General features: G+C 73.0%; 19 protein-coding genes. 4 read left to right on the top strand and 15 right to left on the bottom strand.

The genetic code is table 11. From position 1 onward, the window contains the following. Positions 1–179: 179 nt before the first annotated feature. The 3 genes from AB0O53_RS14370 (at position 180) to AB0O53_RS14360 (ending at position 2036) form a co-directional block, all read left to right on the top strand. Positions 180–530: a hypothetical protein gene (locus tag AB0O53_RS14370; protein ID WP_365195617.1), complete on the top strand. Its 351-nt coding sequence runs from the start codon at positions 180–182 to the stop codon at positions 528–530. A gap of 124 nt (positions 531–654) precedes the next feature. After that, the gene (locus tag AB0O53_RS14365) at positions 655–996 is read left to right on the top strand and encodes a hypothetical protein (RefSeq protein ID WP_365195615.1); all 342 of its coding nucleotides are present in this window, start codon (positions 655–657) and stop codon (positions 994–996) included. A gap of 56 nt (positions 997–1052) precedes the next feature. Continuing rightward, on the top strand, positions 1053–2036 hold the full coding sequence (locus AB0O53_RS14360; protein ID WP_365195612.1) for a phosphotransferase family protein: 984 nt from the start codon (positions 1053–1055) through the stop codon (positions 2034–2036). A 61-nt stretch (positions 2037–2097) separates the two neighbouring features. Here the strand turns inward: AB0O53_RS14360 and AB0O53_RS14355 are convergent, their stop codons facing one another. Genes AB0O53_RS14355 through AB0O53_RS14335 form a run of 5 tightly spaced genes read right to left on the bottom strand, consistent with a single transcriptional unit; the run spans position 2098 to position 8103 of the window. Next, positions 2098–3342: an ATP-grasp domain-containing protein gene (locus tag AB0O53_RS14355; protein WP_365195610.1), complete on the bottom strand. Its 1245-nt coding sequence runs from the start codon at positions 3340–3342 to the stop codon at positions 2098–2100. Continuing rightward, positions 3339–4496, bottom strand: coding sequence for a glycine amidinotransferase (locus tag AB0O53_RS14350; protein WP_365195608.1), 1158 nt, complete (start codon positions 4494–4496; stop codon positions 3339–3341). The genes AB0O53_RS14355 and AB0O53_RS14350 overlap by 4 nt, the downstream gene beginning before the upstream one ends. Positions 4497–4521: 25 nt before the next feature. Further along, a complete protein-coding gene (locus AB0O53_RS14345; protein WP_365195605.1) occupies positions 4522–5469 on the bottom strand; it encodes an aspartyl/asparaginyl beta-hydroxylase domain-containing protein in 948 nt (315 codons plus the stop codon). 13 nt (positions 5470–5482) lie between these two features. Next, on the bottom strand, positions 5483–6880 hold the full coding sequence (locus tag AB0O53_RS14340) for a preATP grasp domain-containing protein (protein ID WP_365195603.1): 1398 nt from the start codon (positions 6878–6880) through the stop codon (positions 5483–5485). A gap of 50 nt (positions 6881–6930) precedes the next feature. Further along, positions 6931–8103: a cytochrome P450 gene (locus tag AB0O53_RS14335; RefSeq protein ID WP_365195600.1), complete on the bottom strand. Its 1173-nt coding sequence runs from the start codon at positions 8101–8103 to the stop codon at positions 6931–6933. Between the two features lie 331 nt (positions 8104–8434). Here AB0O53_RS14335 and AB0O53_RS14330 point away from each other — a divergent pair, with 331 nt between their 5' ends. Continuing rightward, positions 8435–9874: an NsdA family TPR-like regulatory protein gene (locus tag AB0O53_RS14330; RefSeq protein WP_365195598.1), complete on the top strand. Its 1440-nt coding sequence runs from the start codon at positions 8435–8437 to the stop codon at positions 9872–9874. A gap of 128 nt (positions 9875–10002) precedes the next feature. Here the strand turns inward: AB0O53_RS14330 and AB0O53_RS14325 are convergent, their stop codons facing one another. The 10 genes from AB0O53_RS14325 to AB0O53_RS14280 form a co-directional block, all read right to left on the bottom strand. Further along, a complete protein-coding gene (locus AB0O53_RS14325) occupies positions 10003–13584 on the bottom strand; it encodes a hypothetical protein (RefSeq protein WP_365195595.1) in 3582 nt (1193 codons plus the stop codon). A gap of 7 nt (positions 13585–13591) precedes the next feature. Continuing rightward, positions 13592–14050, bottom strand: coding sequence for a pilus assembly protein TadG-related protein (locus tag AB0O53_RS14320; protein ID WP_365195592.1), 459 nt, complete (start codon positions 14048–14050; stop codon positions 13592–13594). Beyond that, positions 14047–14490, bottom strand: coding sequence for a TadE family protein (locus AB0O53_RS14315; RefSeq protein ID WP_365195589.1), 444 nt, complete (start codon positions 14488–14490; stop codon positions 14047–14049). Before AB0O53_RS14315 ends, AB0O53_RS14320 begins: the two co-directional genes overlap by 4 nt. After that, positions 14487–14909: a TadE/TadG family type IV pilus assembly protein gene (locus AB0O53_RS14310; RefSeq protein ID WP_365195586.1), complete on the bottom strand. Its 423-nt coding sequence runs from the start codon at positions 14907–14909 to the stop codon at positions 14487–14489. The genes AB0O53_RS14315 and AB0O53_RS14310 overlap by 4 nt, the downstream gene beginning before the upstream one ends. Before the next feature lie 27 nt (positions 14910–14936). After that, positions 14937–15125, bottom strand: a complete 189-nt coding sequence (locus AB0O53_RS14305) for a hypothetical protein (protein ID WP_365195584.1) — start codon at positions 15123–15125, stop codon at positions 14937–14939. Positions 15126–15142: 17 nt separating this feature from the next. Beyond that, positions 15143–16033 carry a type II secretion system F family protein gene (locus tag AB0O53_RS14300; protein WP_365195581.1) on the bottom strand — a complete coding sequence of 297 codons (891 nt, stop codon included), beginning with the start codon at positions 16031–16033 and terminating at the stop codon, positions 15143–15145. Beyond that, a complete protein-coding gene (locus AB0O53_RS14295; protein WP_365195579.1) occupies positions 16030–16947 on the bottom strand; it encodes a type II secretion system F family protein in 918 nt (305 codons plus the stop codon). Before AB0O53_RS14295 ends, AB0O53_RS14300 begins: the two co-directional genes overlap by 4 nt. 79 nt (positions 16948–17026) lie before the next feature. Then, entirely contained in the window at positions 17027–18586 is a 1560-nt protein-coding gene (locus AB0O53_RS14290; protein WP_365195576.1) for a TadA family conjugal transfer-associated ATPase, read from the bottom strand. Further along, a complete protein-coding gene (locus tag AB0O53_RS14285) occupies positions 18579–19514 on the bottom strand; it encodes a hypothetical protein (protein ID WP_365195575.1) in 936 nt (311 codons plus the stop codon). The genes AB0O53_RS14290 and AB0O53_RS14285 overlap by 8 nt, the downstream gene beginning before the upstream one ends. Next, entirely contained in the window at positions 19511–20203 is a 693-nt protein-coding gene (locus tag AB0O53_RS14280) for an SAF domain-containing protein (protein WP_365195572.1), read from the bottom strand. Before AB0O53_RS14280 ends, AB0O53_RS14285 begins: the two co-directional genes overlap by 4 nt. Positions 20204–20225: the final 22 nt, after the last annotated feature.

Genomic DNA, 20225 nt, shown 5'->3' with positions numbered 1-20225 from the left:
GGTTCGCATGCTTCAGGGGATACCGGCCTCACGCCTGTCGGCGGGAGGCTCAACAAGGACTCGTCCGGCAGGGGTTGCGGGGCTAACACCCCGCTCCCGCACTGTGCCGCCCAGGACGCGACGTCAGCGGCGCGGCATCTTCACGCTCCGCCCGTCATCACGCAGAGAAGGACACCGACATGCTCACCGACGTGCTCACCGGCTGGACCGCGGAGACCCTGGGCGGCCTCACCCTGCTGGCGGGGGCCGCAACATGGGGCTGGCTCCGCCGGCGCCGGACCCCGGCCACCCCCGGACCGGCCCCGGCCACCGGGATCGTGCGGCAGGTCCGCACCTACACGCTGCTCGGGGCCCGGGCCGCCGACGGCCAGCCGGTCCACTGGCCCAGCAGCCGCCCCGCCGGCGTCCGGATCACCTGGACCGGCCCGATGGGGAAGCGGGACCAATTCGAACTGACCGACGCGGTACTGCCGGACGGCACCTACGCGGCGGAGCGCGTATCGGTGTACCCGAATCGCGGGGTCCTGTGACCGGAGCGCACCCGATCGGCAGCCGGACCGACCGCCCCCAGGTGATGGTCGGAGCGCCGGGCCCTTGTGTAGGGATTCCTACGGGTGTAGGTTTTCCTACATCGAAGTATCTTATGGAGGATTCATGACCACGCGCATCACCTTCGACGTGCCCGGCGCCTCGGGCGAGTCCCACACCGTTGCGGTGCCCGACGATGTCGCGATCGCCCTGTATGGCGGCCTCACGAACAGCCCCGTCGTCATCGACCCTGCGGACGAGGACTTCGACGAGCTCCTCGCCTCCACTAGCCTGCTGAGTCGGCTCATCACCCACCTGACGCTGTCCCGCGAGCGTCACATCGCGGCGGCCGACGCCACCAGCCCGCACGCCAACCGCCGGGCCATCGGCATCGCCGCCGCGATGCAGCCCTCGCAGCTCGGTGTCGTCCTGGAGCGCAACGGCCGCCCCCGCAACCGCAAGGCCTGACCAGCAGGATTCCCGCCCAGCCCCCTCGAAGTCCTCACAGCCCGGAAGGAAATCCCGTGGAACTCCACGTCATCGAGCGGACCGCCAACGCCTTTCAGCAGGGCCTGACCGGCCGCCAGATCCAGGCGGTCGCCGAGCGCGCCTTCGGGCCCGGCGCCGAGGTACGTTCCGCGACGGAGCTGGGCGGCGGCATGTACAACACCACCTACCGTATCGACCTGGCCGGCCGCGCGGAGCCGGTCGTCCTGCGGGTGGCGCCCGAACCGGCCCGCCAGTTCCACTCCGAGCGGGAGCTGATGCGCGCGGAGTACGCGTCGGTGCCGTGGCTCGCTCCGATCGCCGACCTGATGCCGCACGTCCTGGCGGCCGACTTCACCCAGTCCGTCATCGGCCGGGACTGGATGATCCAGTCCTTCCTGCCCGGCACCCCGGCACCGGAGCTCCTCGGCTCGTACCCGAAGGAGACCCACCCGGCATTCTTCCGGCAGATGGGGGAGATCACCGCATCGGTGCACGCGGTCGCAGGACCCTGGTTCGGCCCGGTGGGCGGCCCCGGCCACGCGCGGTGGAGCGAGGCCGTCGTCGCGTCGCTGCACCTGATCGCCGAGGACGTCGAGAGCTGCGGCCTCGACGCGGCCGACCTACGCAAGGCCGCCGACGCCGCCCAGGCCGGCGCGCAGGTCCTGGACGAGGTGACGGTGCCGCGGCTGCTGACCGGTGACCTGTGGACGGTGAACACGATGCTCGCAGCCGCCCCCGTTCCGACGATCTGCGGTGTCCTGGACATGGACCGCACCTGGTGGGGGGACCCGGAGGCGGACTGGACGATGCGGATGGCCCGCGCGAAGCAGGACGCCCGCACCGCGTTCTTCGACTCCTACGGCCACGCGGAGGAGACCGAGAGCAGCAGGTGGCGGCGGCATGTGTACGAGGTGCGCCACCTCGGCGCGCTGCGCCTGGAGCGTCACCGGCTCGGGAACCAGGCCGGCGTCCAGGACTCCTACCAGGCGGTGGCCGAGGAGCTCGCCGCGTTGTCCTGACCACGGGCACAGCGAAGGGGGCGCCACCCACGGACCTGGGTGGCGTCCCCCTTCGCTGTGTTCAGGCGGGATGGGGTTCGACCTCGATGCGGATGTCGTCGAGGAGTTGGGCGGCGCGGGCCGCCGTGGTGCGGGCGTCGGGGCTGACGACGATGAGGCTGCCGAGCCGACCGGCGTTGGTGTGGGCGGGGCCGACCGGGTCGCCGGGGCGGGCGCGGAGCCGGACGAGGGGTGTGTCGGGGCCGGGTCGGGGCAGGCCGGTGACGGCGGTGAGGCGGCCGGCGGCCGGGCTGGTGAGGAAGCGGACGGTGGCGTGGTGGCGGCAGGTGGGTGTGAGTCGGGCGGGACGGCCCAGGGCGATGTCGAGGAGGGCGGTCCAGGGGTTGATGCCGAGGGCGTGGTGGAGGAGTTCGCCGATGTGGCTGGCGCCGATGCGGGCCGCGGTCTCGATGACGTACGGGCGGCCGGTGGGGGTGACGATCACCTCGGTGTGGGAGGCCCCGTTGCGGATCCCGACGGCGCGCACCGCCTTCGCCGTCTCCTGGTGGATGGCCTGTTCCACCGCGGGCGGGAGCTGGGCCGGCAGGGTGTGGGCGAGTTCGACCCGGTGGGTGCCGCGGCTGGTGGTCTTCGCGGTGATGGCTAGGAAGGTGGTGCGTCCGTGCTGCGTGAACGACTCCACGCTGTACTCCCGCCCGGGGATGTACTGCTGGAGCAGCACCGTCCGGCCCGCCGGACCCGCGTACAGGCCGGGCGCGGTGTGGGCGTGCTGCCAGGCGGTGTCCGCGTCCTGGAGGCGGGCCAGGACGGTGACGCCCTGGGAGCCGGCGGCGTCGGCCGGCTTGACGACGACGGGAAGCCGCATGCCGGGCCGCAGGAAGCGGGTCCGCAGGGCGGCCGGGGTGGCGAGGGTGTGGGTGCGGGGCGCGGTGACGCCTGCGGCAGTGAAGGCGGCGGCCATGGCGGCCTTGTCGCGGGCCGCGAGCGCGGCGGTGGGGTCGTTGCCGGGCAGGTCCAGCAGGGCGCAGGTGTGGGCGGCCAGCGGGGTGAGGTACTCGTTCGTGGTGAGGACGGCGGCGGCGTTGATGCGGCGGGCGTAGGCGACGGTGTCGGCAAGGGCCTGCTGCGGGTTGGCCAGGTCGGTGGTGAGTGTGCCGGCCAGCAGTTTGTGGAGCGCCGGGCTGTAGACGGGGAGGTCTTCGGGGCTGGTGACGGCGTGGACGGGGTGGCCGGAGGCGGCCTCGGTGCGGGCCAGGTGCCCGGACTCGGGGCCGGCCGCCTCCAGGAGCAGGACGGGACGCTTCACGTGAGGTAGTCCTCGCAGGCGCCGTCTCGGCGAGTGTCGAGGGTGAAGCAGTGGAAGCCGCCGCCGAACAGGCGTCGGTGGCGGTGCCGTACGGGGACGACGGTGAAGTGCTCGGCTTCGAGGGTCTTGATCAGGCCGGTGCAGTCCTGGTTGACCAGGACGGTGTCCTCGTCGACGGACAGGACGTTGAGGTCGATGTAGGGGCTGGTCAGGACGAGGTCGGCGTCCCCGTACGCGGGGAAGGCGCCGGTGTCCGGCTGGGGCGGGACGATGAACTTCCAGCGCTGCAGCGGTTCGGGGAGCAGCTCGCGGATGCCGTCGTGCCGGGCGAGGAACACCCCGGGGCGTAGGGCGAGGAGCATGGAGTCGATGTGGTTGTCGGCCATGCGGTAGACGCGGTGGATGCGGTAGCGGCCGGCGAGGTGGCGCTCCAGCCAGTCGAGGCCGCGGGCGTGGTTGGCCTGGGCGATGTTGACGACCAGGTCGCGGCCGAGGCGCAGGACCTGGGCGCCGTCGAGCATCATCTCGTAGCCGACGTCGTACGGGCCCGGCTGCGGGTCGTGGATCGGTTCGGTGGGGCCGCCGAGGGTGGTGGTGGTGTCGCGGGCGTAGGAGAGGTCGAAGCTGGCGTCGGTGAGGGTGGGCCGCGGCATCGTGGTCCAGCGGGCGCCGGCCTGCCAGTAGCCGGTGAACACGCCCGCGAGGAGCCGGGTCTCCAGGTAGCGGGCGCGGATGGCGGGCGGGGTCTCGATGATCTCGTCGCCGAGGATCAGGGTGTTGTCGCGGATGTTCAGGGCGGGGACCGGCGGGGCGCTCCAGCCCAGGCCGGCGATCGGGGCCGGGTCGGCGGGCAGGGGGATCGGCCGGTGGACGGTGATGCCAAGGCCAGCCAGGACCTGGGCGAGGTCCTCGACGTCCTCGGCAAGCTCGGCGGCGTAGCGGCGGTTGATCGCCCACTGCTCCGGTGCCGCTCCGCTCCCTGCAGTGGCTCGGTCGACGAGTCGGGGGTAGGCCCAGTCGGAGCGGAAGCCGGTGAGGTTCTCGTGGTGGAACAGCTCGAAGCTGACGTCGCGGTCGTGGCCGGTGTAGTTGACAGCGGACCCGACGATGATCTCGCGCAGTCGGGTGAAGTCGTCGTGGCTGTTCAGCGGCATGGGTGAGGTTCCTTCGTCTCGCGGGTCAGGCGGCGGTGAGCGTGCGGTGCGTGTGGGCGCGGCCGTGGCGGGCGTGCAGGACGGTCCCGCCGTCCGGGGTGGGGGCCAGGGTGCGGGCCTCGCTCCAGGCGCTGAAGCGCCACTCCCCCGGCCCGGCGGGCAGCAGCGCGAAGGTCCGCTCGGCGGTGGTGAGCGTGAGGTGGCCGTCGGTGTGGTCGAGGCGGGCGGGCACGAGGTCGCCCTCCAGCGGCGCATCGTGCCCGAAGTCGGTGAACCCGGCAGGCAGGTGCAGGGCTTGGGGAAGTCCCTCGGGGAGGTCCCGCTCCAGCGGGGTGAGGTGGTTGATCAGGGCGTCGGCGTCGTCCAGCTGCTCCTGCCAGGCAGGCGGGAACAGCGTGGCGAGCTCGCTGGTGAACAGGACGTCGATGACGGCGTGGACGCGGGTGGTGGTGCCGAGGTTGCGGACGGCGTGCTCGCGGGAGAAGTCCCCGTACCAGAACTCGCCGGGCTGCCAGGTGTGCTCGGTGCCGTCCAGGTAGAGGACGGCGTCGGGGTTGGTGGTCAGGGGGATGTGGAGGCGGGCGCAGCCGCGGGTGAGGCTGTATTTGGGGTCGCAGTGCCGCTCGCCGACCGCGTTCGGTCCCAGCGCCATGAGGCGGGCCGCGTTCAGCGGGGCCGGGATGCCAGCGAGGACCTGGGCGAGGTAGGGCATGCGGTCCAGCCACCCGGTGGGGGCGTAGGTGTCGGGGCCCGGGCCGCCGGGGTCGGTGCGGGCGGGGTCGCCGTTCGGGGCGATCAGCGGCAGGACCCGCCAGTCGATGTCGGTGACGGCGCCGAGCAGGCCGCCCGGGGCGCGGCCCTGCTGGAGGTCCCAGGTGTGGCTTGTGACCCGGTTGAGGTCGGCGGCCAGCCGTTCGGCGTCCAGGGTCTGGTTCAGGCGGGCGGCCGCGGGCGGCAGGGGTGTGCCGGGCATGGGCGGGCTCCGTTCAGGAGGAGAAGGAGGTGACGAGACCGACGTGCTGGGCAGGGTCGAAGGCGTCCTTGGGGCGGGTGGCGAAGCGGGCGTCGAGGCGGGCGAACGGCTCCTCGTGGCCGGTGGCGGGGTCGTAGGCGAGGCAGAAGACGAACTGCGCGCCGGCCGGGCCCGGGGCGACGGGCATCGAGACGATCACCCCGGTGCGGGTGGCGGGGTTCCAGACCAGGTCGAGGTCGGCCAGGGCCTGGTGGAAGGCGCCGGAGTCGGGGACGTGCCAGGTCGGGGGGACGTGGTACTCGACGACCGCGCGGGCCGGGCAGGCGGAGGTGTCGACGATCCGGTGCGCGATGACCTGGTAGATGTGCAGGCTCCCGGAGACCTGGGCGTTGACCTCGGTGAAGTAGATGCGGCCGTCGGGGGTGGTGATGGCGTCGGCGGAGAGGTGGCCGCGGTATCCGAGCGCCCGGTAGGCCTCGGCGAGGCGCGTGCCGCCGTCGACCAGCCGGGCGTGCAGCAGCGGGTCCAGGCCCTGGATCGGGACGGTCTGGTGGGACAGGCGGCGGCCGACGTAGTGCAGGCGGCCCTGCTCGGTCGGGCAGGTCCCGGAGTCGTCCGCGTAGTGCTCGGAGTAGATCGCCTCGGCGTTCGGGGCGAACGCGGCGACGACCACGGGGTGGCGGCCGTCGGCCGACGCCCAGTCCCAGCGCTCCTGCCAGTACGCCGCGACTCCGGCCCGGCCGGGGGCGAGGTGGTGCAGGTGCCGGGCACCGACGTGGTCGGTGGCCAGCCGGCTGTCGGGGGCGAGAAGGATCTGGTTGCCGACGCCGGCGCCGTTGTGGGCCTGCTGCACCACCACCGCCTCCGCCTGGTCGAGAAGCCGACTGGTGGCGGCGACCGCCTCCGTACGGGAGCGGCAGACCTCCCCGGGAACGGTGGGCACGCCGGCCGCCGCGGCGATGGCCCGGAAGTTGGCCTTGTTGTTGCCGATCTCGGCGCCGCCCTGCGCAAAGTACGCCGCGCCCGGCATCCGGTCGGCCAGGCCCAGAGCGGTGGCGAAGCGGGCGACGGAGGCCGAGGGCCACAGGGCGTGGATCTCCCCGACGGCCTGCGGGCCGCCGGCGGGGCGCAGGGCGGCACGGACCTGGTCGAGGAAGACGGGGTCGGAGAGGGATTCGGGGTCCAGGAGCATCCCGCCGTGGCGGCCGGGCGGGGTGGTCAGGACGGTGACCTCGCCGGGGCCGGTGCCGGTGAGGGTGAGGGCATAGTCGAGGAACGCGGGGTCGGGTTCGGCGCACAGGATCAGGACGTCGCCGGGGCGGGCGAACCAGGCCAGGCGCTGGGTCCAGGCCCGCATGTCCGTACGGGCGCGGATCGCGGGGTCGATGTGGTTGCCGATCAGGATGCGCAAGGGGGTCTCCGAGCAGTGAGGAGCGGGGGGCGGGGCAGGGGCGGCCTGGGTCAGGGCTGGAGGGAGGCGGGGAGGGAGGCGAAGGTCCGCATCGTGGCGGAGGGCTGTCGGCGGGCCCGTCCGGTCAGGCGCAGCGGGGTGCGGTGGGTGCGCAGGGCGTCGAGCACGGCGCGTACGCAGGCTTGGGCAGCGCGGGTGCCGATGCAGGAGTGGGTGCCCCAGCCGTAGCCGAGGTGCCGGTTGTCGCGGCGGTCCAGGAGCAGCTGGTCGGGGTGGGGGAAGCGGGCGGGGTCGCGGTTGGCGGCGGCGAAGAGCAGCACCACCGGGTCCCCGGCCGGGATCGTGATGCCGGCGATCGTGGTCGTGCGGGTGGCGGTGCGGCTGGTGCCCTGGACGGGCCCGTCGTACCGGACCAGCTCCTCGGCCGCCTTCGGCACCAGCCGCGGGTTCACGCGCAGCTGTTCCTGTGCCTCGGGGTGGGCGGTCAGGGTGTGCAGGGCGTTGCCGAGGGCGGCGGTCATCGTGCTGTAGCCGCCCTGGAACATCACCCGCGCCGTGTTGCGGATGAACAGCTCCTCGGCCTCGTCGACTCCGGGCGGGGTGTGGGCGCGGACGTGTGCCAGCAGGCCGCTCGCGCGGCCGGTCTCGGTGAACCAGGAGTCGACGAGGGTGGTGAGCTCCTCGCGTGCCTGGCGGCCGGGCTCGACCAGGGCGGGGTCGAGTCCGCCGTCCATGCTGCGCATGATCGCGTCTGAGGCGGCGGCGAACTCGGCGAGGGGCGGCTCGTCCACGCCGAGAAGGTCGCAGACCACCGACAGGGAGAGCGGGGCGGCCAGCTCGGCCATCACCTCGAACGACGGCCGGTCTGCTGCCTCGCGCAGCAGCACGGAGGCCCGATCGCGGGCGCGAGCCTCCAGGGCGGGCAGGTCCTGGGCGCGCAGGGCGTTCATGAAGAGGGAGCGGACGCCGGCCTGGTCGGGCGGGTCCAGGGACTGCACGCTCAGGCTCGCCGCGGGCACCGTCTGGCCGGTGCGGCGCCGGTCGCGGGCAAAGGTGTGGTGGTCGCGCAGGACGGTCGTGCAGTCGGCGTAGCGGGTGACCAGCCAGGAGGACATCCCGTCGTGCCAGGAGACAGGGGCCTGCTCGCGCAGGGCGGCCAGAACCGGGTAGGGGTTGTTGACGGTGGCGGGGTCGAGGGGTTCGTAGGTCAGCACCGGCAGCACGGCGTCTCCAGGTGGTCGCGGGCGGGCGGCACAGGGGCCCGGGCCCGGCGCCAACGGCCGGACCCGGGCCCCCGCCACGGGGGACACAGCAGGCGATCAGTGGTCGTAGGACATGACGGGGTCACCCCCCTTCGTCCTCGGGATCCGCGGCCCGGTCGGGCTCGCCTCACCAGATTCCGCCCGCACCTGACCCGCCGTCATTGCCACCCGAGCGCCGCGACATTGAGAGGCACCCTCAATACGGGGCAGGCAGTGACCGAGTGCTGTCGCCCTGTCACAGGGGTGGGCTACCGTTGCTGGTTCCGATATCCCGCTCCCGCCGGGGGTGCCCATGGCCGCCGCCATCACCCGCACACGCCGCGCCACCATCGTCAAAGAGGCAGCCGACATCCGGATTCGCTGCCAGCGCGAACGCCTCGACACCGAACAGACCGCAGCCGAGATCCGCCGCGCCCTGCCCGAGGTGCAGCAGCTGGAGGCATGGAGGCTCGCCCTGGGCTGGTCCCGTTCCGTGACCATCACCCAGGTCAAGGCCCAGTACGTCGCGGACGGGCTGTTACCGCGCAGCCTGTCCGACCCGATGCTGTGCCGGTGGGAACACGACCCCGGCGAGCGCCCCGACCGCGAGTACACCGTCATGCTGTGCCGCGCGTACGGCGCCACCCCCGGCCAGCTGGGCTTGGACTTCGCCGAACAAGTCTTTCCGGAACGCGAGTTGTCCAGTGTGATCCGGTACGGTCGGCCCGAGACCGACACGTGCAGCGCTGGCGCACGGGAAATGGTGGTGCACATGACCACAGCCGCCGGCCTTCCGGCCGTCCGCGAATCCCTCCAGCTCGCCCTCCTCGCCGACCCCCACGGCAGCATGGAGGTCGCCGAGCTCGCGGACGCCGCCGTCGAGCACTACGCCCTGACCTACCCCAAGCACCCGGCCTACCTGCTGTTCGAGGAAGTACGGGCCGCCCGCGGTCTGCTCACGGACTGCCTGATCACTGGCCACGTCCCCGAGCTGGTCGCTGGCGGCCTGCACCGCAACGTCGGCTGGCTGTCCGCCCTCATGGGCAACCTGGCCTTCCACCTGGACGACCACACTGGTGCCCGTGCTCACCTCGCCACCGCAACCGCTTACGGCACCCGCACCGACGACGCCCGGCTGACTGCCTGGGCCCTGGGCGCGCAGAGCATGGTTGCCCGCGCCGAGACCCGCTACGAGAACGCCCTCTCCTACGCCGAGCGCGCCGTCGCCCACGCCCCCGCCGGCCTGCCGAAGGCCCAGGCGCACGCCTGGGCGCAGCTGACCTCCCTCGCGGGCCTCGGCCGGGAGCAGGAAGCCGACACGGCGCTCGCCGCGGCCACGCGTGAACTCGAAGCCGACCCCGTGGGGTTTGCTCCGGGCCGGTTCGGGTTCGACGTCGCCGAGTACACCCTGCACCAGGCCGAGTCAGCCATCGCCCTCGGCCATCACAACCGCGCGCGCACTGCTGCCGAAACGTCCATCGCCTCCACCACCGTGGCCACCCCCGGCTGGGCCGCGGCCACGCTGGTGCTCGCCCAGGCGGAGGCGCCCACCCAGCCCACGGACGCCGCCCAGCGGGCCCTGGACGTCCTGGCCCGGGTCCCCGCTGCCCGGCTCCGCTCGACCTCCCGCGCCCGCCTCGCCCGCCTCGGCCAGGTCCTGACCGGGGTTTCAGCCACGGCAGTCGGCGACCTGCACGACCGTGTCCGTGTACTCGTTCCCCTGATCGACAACCACGGCAACGCCAGCACCTGACACCAGCCGCGCCCGCCACTTCCGCGCACGGCGTTTCGCGATCTGATCAGGACCCAGAACGGCCAAAGGCCCGGATTCCCCCGCGGAGGGATCCGGGCCTCTCGTGTGGAGCGACCGGCTACCGGCCGTCAGCGCCGGATGACCGGCTTCGGCAACAGCGTGCTCAGAAGCTGCGCCGTCTCGGCCTCCATATCCACTCCCCCGCCGAGGCCCTCGTTGATCCGGGCCAGGCGCGCGGCGGCTTCGCGGAGGGCGGCCACGTCTCCGGCGGCGTGGTGGGCCAGGAACACCTGCCGGTGCAGGAGTTCGTTCTCCTCGGCCGCGAGGAGACCTTGGTGCGCGGCCCAGAGGGCGCCGGAGTAGTCGGCGGCTTCCCGGCGGCGGGTGGACAGCTCGTAGGCGACGTCGGCGATGGCCGAGACCATCTCCTGGATGGCCGGCTCGGCCCAGGCGTAGCGCTGGGGGTCGATCGCGGCGAAGGGACGGCCGCGGACGAGCGCGAGGGCCCGGCGCAGGGCGAGCTCACCGTCCTCGTCGTGGCGGGCCAGGCCGGTGCGGGCGAAGTTCTGGAAGGCCTTCCAGTCGCACGCGACGGTCTGGGCGAGTCGGTAGCGGCTGTCGCCGGTGTCCTGGACCCGCGGGAAGTACGCCTCGCCGTCGGCGTCCTTGCCGAGCCAGGAGCGGGTGCGTGAGATGACGGCGTTGCGCATCTGCTTGTTGACCAGGCGGCCCGGCCAAAGGGCGTCGTCGATCGCGTGGTGGTCGGCGCCGGGGTTGAGAGCGAGGTAGGAGACGAGCTCAACGGCCGCACTCTGCCGGTTGGAGTCGATCCGGCCCGCCGCGCCCTCGATGACCACCCGGCCGAGCAAGAGCACCATCGGCGCGCCGCCCTCGGGACCGTCGGCATCGTCCGCGGCGCGAGTCGGGGCGGGCACTGGTGTGGGGGCCGGGACCGAGGACGGGAGAGGGGCCGGGTTGTCCGCCTCGGGACGGGTCTCGGTCGGGTCGCCTCCTTGCTTCGTCAGCAGGAGTACGGGTTCAGGCGCCGGTTCCGGCCCAGCAGGTGCCGGGGCCGGGGCTGGGGCGGGAACGGCGGGCGGGTCGAAGAGGTCAGCGAGGGTCGGGCCGCTGGCGCCGTGCTCGGTTTGGCCCTCGGGTCCCTCAGCCGGGAGGCCTGCGGGGTGCGCGGGCCCCTCGTCCGTCTCGCCGGCCTCAGTGTCGGTGTCGGCCTGATGCTCGGTCTCCAGCTCTTCGAGCTCGATGTCGGCGTATTCGTCCGGCATTCCATCCTCGTCGGCACCAGCCTCCGGCTGGGGTGCTTCCTCCGCGCCGGTCTCGTCCGTCGGATCTTCCTGGTCCCTGTCCTCCTGGTCCTCCTGCACGTCCGGGTGCTCGTCGGTGTCGAGGAGCCCGTCCAGCCACTCGTCGCGGGCGGGTACGTCGGTCTCGGAGGCAGAGAGGGTGAGCAGTTCGATCGCGTCGGCGAAGTGCGAGTCGGTCAGGCCCTGGAGCTTGACGGGCAGACCGGAGCCGGGCAGGACGATGGTCTCGTCCGGTCCCGCGCAGGTCAGTGTCCAGCCCTCCTCCGGGTCCAGGTCCGCGTTCTCGCTGGCGGTGACGACCGCGCCGGCGACCCGCGGCTGGGCCGTGATCAGGTCGAGCAGTGCCTCGGTCTGGTCTCCGTCGGGGAGTTCGGCGGCGAGGAGGATGTGGGGTGTCCAGGACCCGCCGGCGTCTTCCTGGAGGCGGGCTGCGCGGAGGGTGGGTGCGCCGAGAGCGGCCAGGGCGCGGCGCTGGTCGGCGGTGTGGCTGGTGAGTTCGGCGACCGCGTTGGTGAGGGTGTCGGTGCGGGCGACGCGTTCGGGTGCTGCCTCGTCGAGGCCGGCGGCCGTGTCTGCCAGGGCGGTGATCTCCAGGTGGCCGGGCAGGGGGGTGCTGGCGAGCTCGACGGCGATGGCTTGCAGGACGTGGCGGGCGTGGTCGGCATCGCCGTCCAGGTGGAGGACGCCGACGTGCTCCAGGTCGACGAGAACGAGGCGGCCTGCACCATCCCAGCCCAGGGAGACCAGGGCCGGGTAGGGTGCGTCGGCGCCCTGGAGGGCTTCGCGGTCGGCGAGGTCGGGGCTGGAGGCCGTGCACGTCCACAGGTCCGTGCGGCCCACGGTGCCGGAGAAGGGCTTCATCGGCGGAGTGTCCTGGTCGAGGTGCAGTTCGACCTTCTGCTCGTGCAGGACGACCGCGGTGACCACCGGCAGTTCGCGTTCGGCCGCGGCCAGGTTGAGGGCGAGGGTGCGCAGGGCGGCGTCGAGGAGGTCGAAGCCGGTGGGGTGCTGGGCGGAGCGCAGGCCTTGTTCGGTGGCGGCCGCGCTGCCGGTGGGCATGGGGATGCGGCGTCCGGGCCGGCGGCGGCGCTGCTGGAGGATGCGGCGGGTGGCGAGCGTGCCGATGAGGGCGGCGGCCAAGGCCCCGGCGCCCATCCAGACGGCAGCAGGCGCCAGGGCCTCGTCAGAGTCCTGCGCCTGCTGGGTGGTGTCCGCCTGCTGTCCGTCCTGCGCGGGCGCGGGAGCGGCAGTGGTGGGCGTAGAGCCGGGGGTTGAGGCCGCGGGGGCGGGGGTGGCGGGCTTCTCGGGGGCGGGTGCCGCAGGTGTGGGGGTGTCCTTCGCCGTGTCCGGCGTCGGAGGCGTCTTGGCGTCCGGGGCGGGCCGGCTGTCAGGGGCGGGGGCCGGGGTGGCTGCGGCGGGGAGTGTGAGCTCCTGGCCGGGGACGATCAGGTCCGGGTTGTCGAAGGTTCCGCCGCCGGGCAGGGGCTTGCCCTTGTTGGCTTCGAAGATCTTCGGCCAGTCCTCGGGATCACCGTGCTGGCCGGCGATGCCCCACAGGTTCTCGTCGGTCGTGACGACGTGCTTCTCCTCGGCCGCCGCGGGCTTCGCATCTGCGGGAGCGGCCTGTGCGGGAGCGGCCTGTGCGGGAGCGGCCTGTGCGGGAGCGGCCTGTGCGGGAGCGGCCTGTGCGGGCTGCGCGGGCGTGGCCGCATCGGGCGCTGCCTGGGCGGGGGCCGCCGGGGCGGCCGGCTTGGCGATGTTGGCGTCGGCGGGGAGCCGGATCACGGTGCCCTTGGGGAGGAACTGGTCGCCGGCCGCGAGCTGCGGGACGCTCGGGTTGAGGGCGGCGATGTCCTTCCAGCGCGGCCCGCTGCCCAGGTACTGCTCCGCCAGGTCCCAGGGAAGTTCGGAATCCCCGGTCACGGTGTGGGTGGGCCAGGCGTCCTGCTGCGCCGCGGCCGCCGTTTCGGCGGTCGTCACCGCGCTGCTGGTGCCTGCGGCCTGTACGGCGGTCGCCGCGACGGCCGGGCCGGTGGTCGCGGCCGAGGCGGCGGTGGGGGCGATCAGGACGAGGCCGCCGATGAGGAGGCCGGCGAAGGACTGCAGCCCCCCGAGGCCCCTGATCCGCTTTGCCTTCCGGCCGCGGAACAGGGCGACGATTTCGACGAGGGCGGAGAGGGTGAACAGCGCCCAGCCGATCCAGCCGATGGTTGTGAGCACCGTGAAAAACAGCCGTCCGTCGTCCTGCTGGGTCAGCAGGTCCCAGCCGCCGGCGAAGTCGGTGGGCTGGTACCCGACGGCCAGCAGGACAAGGGGGATCCCGGCGATTAGTGCGGCCAGGACGGCGAGGCCGAGCAGGGCACGGAGCAGACGTACGGGGGTGCTCATGGGGCGGTCAGCCTCCGGCTTGGGTGTGCAGTCGGGCGTGTGCCTTGCCGGACACGCTGATCGTCGACCTACCCACGAACTGCGCGAACAACGTGGTGTAGGTGTCGTGGACGGTGACTTCGAGGCGCTGACCGCCGTCGGTGACGGTCACGGAGCCCGAGACGTTCTGGGCGGCGAGGTAGTCCTGGGCGGCTGCGACGGCGGCGTCCGGGTCCACCGTGATCTCGGTGCCCTGGACTGCGGCGGGGACGTTGAGCTGCTGGCCGGCCGCGCGGGCCGCTTCCTGCGCGAGGCCGGTGGCCTTGTTCGTCGCGTTGAGGGCACCTCCGCCGTCGACCAGCAGCCCCATGATCATGATGATGCCGATGGCGCTCAGCGCGTAGAACGGCGACAGCGACCCGCGGTCCCCGTTGTGGCGCATCCGGTCCCGCACAGCGGCGAGGCGGCGGGTGAGGGCGGTGATCACTGGCGGCCCCTGTAGGAATCAATCGGACTGGTCCACGAAGCCCGGAGCGTGCGGGATCCCGGGAGGCCGGGCAGTCCGATTTCGCCGAGCGGAGCCGTACAGGCCACGGTGACGCGGACGGTGGCGTCCTGGCCGAGGTCGAGGCCGTAGCCGGAGGTGTCGACCGAGACGCTGGAAGAGGCGCAGTGGATGCCCTCGCCGCCCAGGCTGCGAGTCGCGGCCGCCGCTCCTGAGGCCTGCGCGGCGCCGGCTTCCCGTTCCAGAGAGGCAGCGCGGGCGGCCGCCCGGGCGGCGCCTTCCACGGCGCCGGAGGCATCGGTGACCCGCCCGAAAGCGATCATGAGCAGCATGAGGGCGATGATGGCCGGGGCGAGAATGGCGGTCTCGACGCTGTAGCTGCCCCGGTCCTCGCGCCAGTTGATGCGCCGTACCCACTTCATGGCGCCTCCACCCAGCGCTCGACCGGAGCCTCGGCACTCTGGACGACATCCAGCTCGAAGCCGGGGACCAGGGTGGCGACGGTGCCGCGCACGGTGATGCGGATCTGCTCGGGGCCGCTGCCGTCGGCGGACACGGACGCGCCGCGGACGCTGCCGTACTTGGCGAGGAGTTCCTGGGCCTGGGCGACGCCGTCGCCGGGGCCGGCGCCGAGCTGGCGGCCGGCCTCCACCCCCTGGGTGGCGGCGGAGCGGGCGACGGATCGGGCGTGGTAGTACATGCCGGTCTGGATCGCGGCGAAGACCAGGAACAGCACCACGACGGCGAGCACGGCCAGCTCTACGCTGCCCGAGCCCCGGTCGTCTTCCTCCCGCAGACGTGCGCGTAGGCGCCGCCACCGGTTGCCGGCCTGGTCTTTCACGCCGCTTCCTTCCTCCTGGTGGGTGGTTCAGCCGCTGATGAGCGGGATCTTGGCGTCGGTGAAGGTCTTGATCGCGGCGACGACCGCGATGGCGATGGCGATGACGACGCCGGCGATGACGGCGAGCTCGGCCGAGGTCTGGCCGGCGTCCTTCGGGGCGTTCTTCAGGCGCTCGACACGGGCGGCGAGGAAGGTGGTGAGGAAGCGGATGTGCATGGTTTCTCCCTTGGGGTTCAGCCGTTGAACATGGAGACAACGGGCGGCAGGACGACGAAGACGAGCATCAGCAGGACCGCGAAGGTCACCGGCAGCACCATGCTGGTGCTCGCTTCGTTGGCTTGGGCCTTGGCGTCGGAGAGGATCGCGACGCGCAGCTGGCGGGCTTGGGCCTGGAGGGTCGTGTAGACGGCGGCGCCGTCGCCCGCGAGGGCGAGGGTGTCGGCCGGGCGGGTCAGCTCGGGGATGTCGAGTTCCTCGCCGAGCTGCTTGAGGGCGTCCCAGACGGTGACGCCGGCGAGGTCGGCCTCGTAGAACGCCTGGCGCATCCGCTCGAAAATCCAGCCATCGCCGACATCGGCGGTGTCGGTCAGGGCCTGGGCGGCGCCGGAGTTGGCGATGCGGGCCAGGGCGACGCGGTCGAGGTAGGAGGCGGCGGCGTGCCGGACCACCAGGCGCGCGGCCGCGGCTTCCTTCTTGACCTCCTGGCCGGGCCACAGCCAGAACAGCGCGCCGAGTCCGAGGCCTGCGGCGGCCGGCATCACGAAGGGCAGGCCCACCCCGAGCATGGCCAGGAGCGCCCCGGCCAGCTGCGGCAGGACCAGGCCGTAGAGCGCGAAGAGGAACCTCTTGCCCAGGTGTTCGGCCGGGCTGATGCGGAGCAGGTTGAGGTCGCGGACGGGCAGGGTAATCCGCTCGCCAAACGCGCTGAGAAGCCGCGTGCCGACCTTCTCGGGCAGGGACCCGGTGCTGGTGGCGGTGATGCGGGGCTGGCGGGCGATGTGATCGGCGTCGAGCCGGTCCATGACCGAGACGACGTCGGGCCGGGCAGGCAGCAGGGCGCGGATGGCCACGCCGACGAGTGCTCCGGCGGCCGCGGCGGGCAGGACCGCTTCCATGGGGATCATCGGGCGGCTCCCGTCAGGGCCGGCTCGGCCTGGTCCAGGGGGTTGAGGAGGCGGGGGTCCGGCTTCGTCGCGGCGGCCCGGCGCAGCCAGGACAGCGTCCAGGCGAAGAGCCCACCCAGAATCGCGAGGGCGAGCTGCCCGGCCGGGGACTGGTACCAGGCGGACCAGGCCTCGTTGAGCATGCAGCCGACGAAGACGATGCAGATCACGATCGACACGATCCGCGAGGATTTGCGGATCTTGGCGCGGTCGGACTCGATGTCGCGGGCGTCGGCGGCCTGCTGGTGGATCGTCACCGCGAGTGCCTCCAGGGCGGTGGACAGGCCGGGTCCCATGTTCGCCGCGTGCGATTGGAAGAGCAGGGCGACGTGGTCCACGACGCCGTCGCCGAGCTCGTCCGCGAACAGGGCGAAGGCCTGCTTGGAGTCCATGCCGGAACGCAGCCGCTCGTCGAGCGCGCGGACGTTCGCGGCGATGGGGGCGGGGGCGTTGCGGGCGCTGGCGCGGATCGTCTGGACGAGGCTGATGCCCGCGGTGTGGATGCCGGCCAGGCCGTTGAGCCACTGACCGATCGCCTCCAGCCGCTCGATGCGCTGCTCGGCCGCCGTGCCCGGGTTGAGGAGGAACGGGAAGCCGAGGACCGCGGCTCCGGCGAGGACGCCGTGGACGGGCCACCCGGTGTACGCCCACACGGCGAGCACGGTGATACCGGCGGTGATGACCAGGGCGCGCCAGCGGCGCTGCCAGGCCTCGGGCAGGCCTGCCTTCGCCGCCCGGATCCGGCTGGCACGGCGGGAAGCGGGCTTCGCCTGGTCCACGACACGGCCGCGCCACTCGCGCACGGCCAGGATGCCGGCGAGGATCGTGACGAGGGCGCACAGCGCCGCGACAAGGGCGAGTTGGGCGGAGTTCACTTGGCCTCCCGAACGTCTACCGAGCCACGTACAGCACCACGGCGATCAAGGCGCCGACTGGTCTCCAACCTGTGTGCGTTCATCGGCTCACCGTCTGCAGAGCCGGGCCCCAGGCACCCTCGGGGTCCTTGGCCAGCCAATGCCGATGGAAAGAACCGGTGCGCTCCAGGACGTCTATGAAGCTCGGCATGTTGCGGTACACCGCGCGCGGTTCGTCCCCGTGGGGGGCGAAGAGGTCGCTGGTGGTGGGGCGGCCGCCCTCACCGACGACGTCGTGGACTTCGTAGATGTGGGAGACGAAGCGGTGCTTGCGGCCGCCGATCGCGGTCTCGTCGAGGTAGGTGAGGTAGACGACCACGTCGATCGCGGAAGCGATGAGGTGGTTGGCGGCTTCGGTCTGCATGCCGGCCTCGGTGCACAGCTGCACCAGGCGGGAGATGATCGCGTGCGGACGGCGCACGTGCAGGGTGCACATGGAGCCGGAGCCGCCCGCGGACATCGCCTGGAGCATGGGCAGGACTTCGGTGGAGCGGACCTCACCGACGATGACCCGGTGCACGTTGTAGCGCAGGGCGGTGGGGAACATGTCGCCGATGGTGACCTCGCCGGAGTTGGCGCCGCCGCGGACCTCGCCGTTGGACTGGCGGGCCTCGAAGGCGAACGTCAGCGGCCCCGGCTTGTCGGGCGGGCCTGGCTCGTCGAGGTAGAGCTCGCGGTCGGACTCCAGGGTCGCGATCCGCTCCCCCGGCGGGATCTCCCGGCCCAGGGCGCGGAGCAGCGAGGTCTTGCCCGCGCCCATGTCGCCGACGACCAGGATGTTCAGCTTCGCCTGGACGCAGGACTGCAGGAAGGATCGCAGGAGCGGGTTGATCGAGCCCCAGCGGACGAGTTCGTCGATGCCGTGCTGGCGGATGCGGTGCTTTCGGATGACTACTGACGGGCGGGTGGTGAGCAGGCTCGCGGTGACGCGGGAGCCGTCGGGCATGCGGAAACCGACGTTGGGGGTGGCCTGCGTCAGGGCGCGCTCGCCGTGCCCGGACAGGCCGGCCATCCGGTTCACCCAGGTGATCAGCTCCGCGTGGGAGTCGGCGACCCGCTCGATGGTGCGGCGGGGACGGTCGTAGTACTCGATGTGTGCGCGGACGCCGTCGACCATGACGTCCTCGACGCCTTGCTCGTCCAGGAGGCCCTGGAGGCGGCCGCCGCGGAACATGGCGTCGAATACCGCGCTCCCGATGGCGCGTTCCTCGTCCGCTGAGAGGGCGGGGGCTCCGTGCGAGTACTTGGTGGCCCAGCTCGCGACGGCTTTCGTCACCATGGAGCGGGCCTGGGCCCGGCGGTCGTCCTCCTCCAGCAGGCGGCCGGGGTCGTGCGCGGACAGCTCGGCGGACACCTCCGCCTGGAGCGCTTCGATCACCTCCCAGCCGACCGGAAGCTGGCCGGGAAGCCCAGCAAGTTTCGGTACGGCGCCCGGGCTGGCGGCCGTCGGCCGGGTGGGAGCCGGCAGCGCGGGCTCCGGTGCGGGGGCGGCGGCGGGCTGGGGGATGCGGGTGGTGCCGATGCGGCCGGTCAGCAGTCCGGCGATGTCGGCGGGGCCGCGCGCGGCCCCGCCGTCGGGGCGCTGTTGTGCGTCAGACACGGGGGTCCACCTTTCCCTGTCCCAGGCGCTGGAGCACCCCGGCGACCTTCGGAGCGGGTGCCTCCAAGGCGGGTGTCGGCGCGACTGCTGGTGCCGGCAACGCGGCCGGTGCTGGCGCCGGTGCGGTGGGCGCGTACTTCTGGTGCAGGGCTCGGCGTGAGGCGGCCGCCTGGAGGTGGCCGAGCGCGTTGCGGGCCGAGCTCAGGAGCGCGGACTTCTTCAGCCCGCGCGGAGCCCGGCCGGTTCCCGCCAGGTAGGCGGCGGTGTCCGGCTCCCACGGCAGTGCCGCCATCACGGGCAGGCGCAGGGCCTCGGAGACCTCGTGGGCGCGGCGGGGGCCGTCCTCGATGAGGAGGACGCCGAGGGCGTCCGGGCCGGTGCCGCGGTCGGTGAGTTCGTTGCGCAGCGGTTCGGTCATGTGGCGGGCCAGGGCGAGTGACTGGTCGGTGGCGCGTACGACGAGGAGGACCAGGTCGGCGCCGTGGAGGAGGGGTGCGGGGGTGAGGGTGTGGTGGAGGCGGCCGGACTCCAGGGCCAGGCGGCCGGCGTCGATGACGACGTCGTAGCCGCCGTCGTCGGAGAGCACTCGCATGACCTGGGCCAGGGCGGGCCAGGTCCGGGCGAGGGCAGGGGCCTGGGCGGGGTCGGTCAGGCCCGGCAGGACCTGGCGGTTGCCGGACTCGTCGAGGCTGACGAGGTGGCTGGCGAAGGCCTGCGCGAGGGCGTCCTCGCCGGCGCGTTCGGCGACGGCGAGGTGGTAGAGGCCGGTGCCAGCGGTGATCTGGGCCTGGAAGAGGCCTGCTCTTATGGTGCCGCCGGCCGGGTCGCACTCGGCCAGCAGCGACGGGCGGGTGGAGGACAGGGTCATCGCGAGGGCGCTGGTGGTGACCCCGCATGACTTGGCGCTGACCAGCGCGGTGACGGTCACGATCCGGTCCGGACGTCGCGGACCAGGGCGATCCGGCCGGAGGAGGCGCGGGTGGCCAGCAGCGGCCCGTCTGTGGAGGAGACCGCGAGGTTGACGACGACTGCTCCGGAGGCGTCGGGCCGGCTGACGGAGACCACGACGGCCTTGACCGAGGTGGGCGGGGCTTCGGCGCCGTCCTTGCCGGTGGGCTGCTCGCCCTGGCCGGGGACCGTGACCGCGAGGACCTTGTCCCCCGGGACGAGGGAGCCGGCGGGGGCCTGGCCGCGCTTGACCTGGACTCCGACCTGCTGCTTGTCGTCGCCCAGGCCGGTGCCGGGCTGCAGTTGCCCGGCGACGAGCAGGCTGCCCTTGCGCAGGTCTACCGCCGGGCGCTTGCCCACGACGCTGGCCCGGTCGGTGGCCGGCATCGGGGTGAGGGCCGAGTCGGCGGAGACCTCCGCGACGACAATGTCCGCGTCGGTGAGGGGCTGTCCGGCCGGGACGTCGTTGGCGATGGCCAGGACCTTCGTGCGGTCACCTACGGCGGACACGGCGGCGGCTGCGCCGAGGGCGGCCGCGACGGCGAGGACCGTGCTGAGGGCGGCCGCGGCGTACCGGCGCTGCTTCTTCACGGGTGCAGTGGTGGTGATGGGGAGTTCGGTGCGCGGGCCGGCCGGGCGCGGGATCGGCGGGGCGGCGGGGGTTTCCATTCGGATGATGCCTCTCGGGAAG

The sequence above is a fragment of the Streptomyces erythrochromogenes genome (assembly GCF_040684695.1).
GTDB classification, from domain to species: Bacteria; Actinomycetota; Actinomycetes; order Streptomycetales; family Streptomycetaceae; genus Streptomyces; species Streptomyces erythrochromogenes_C.
Note: the sequence above shows the minus strand (reverse complement) of the source record. Positions and strands in the feature narration are given on the sequence as shown.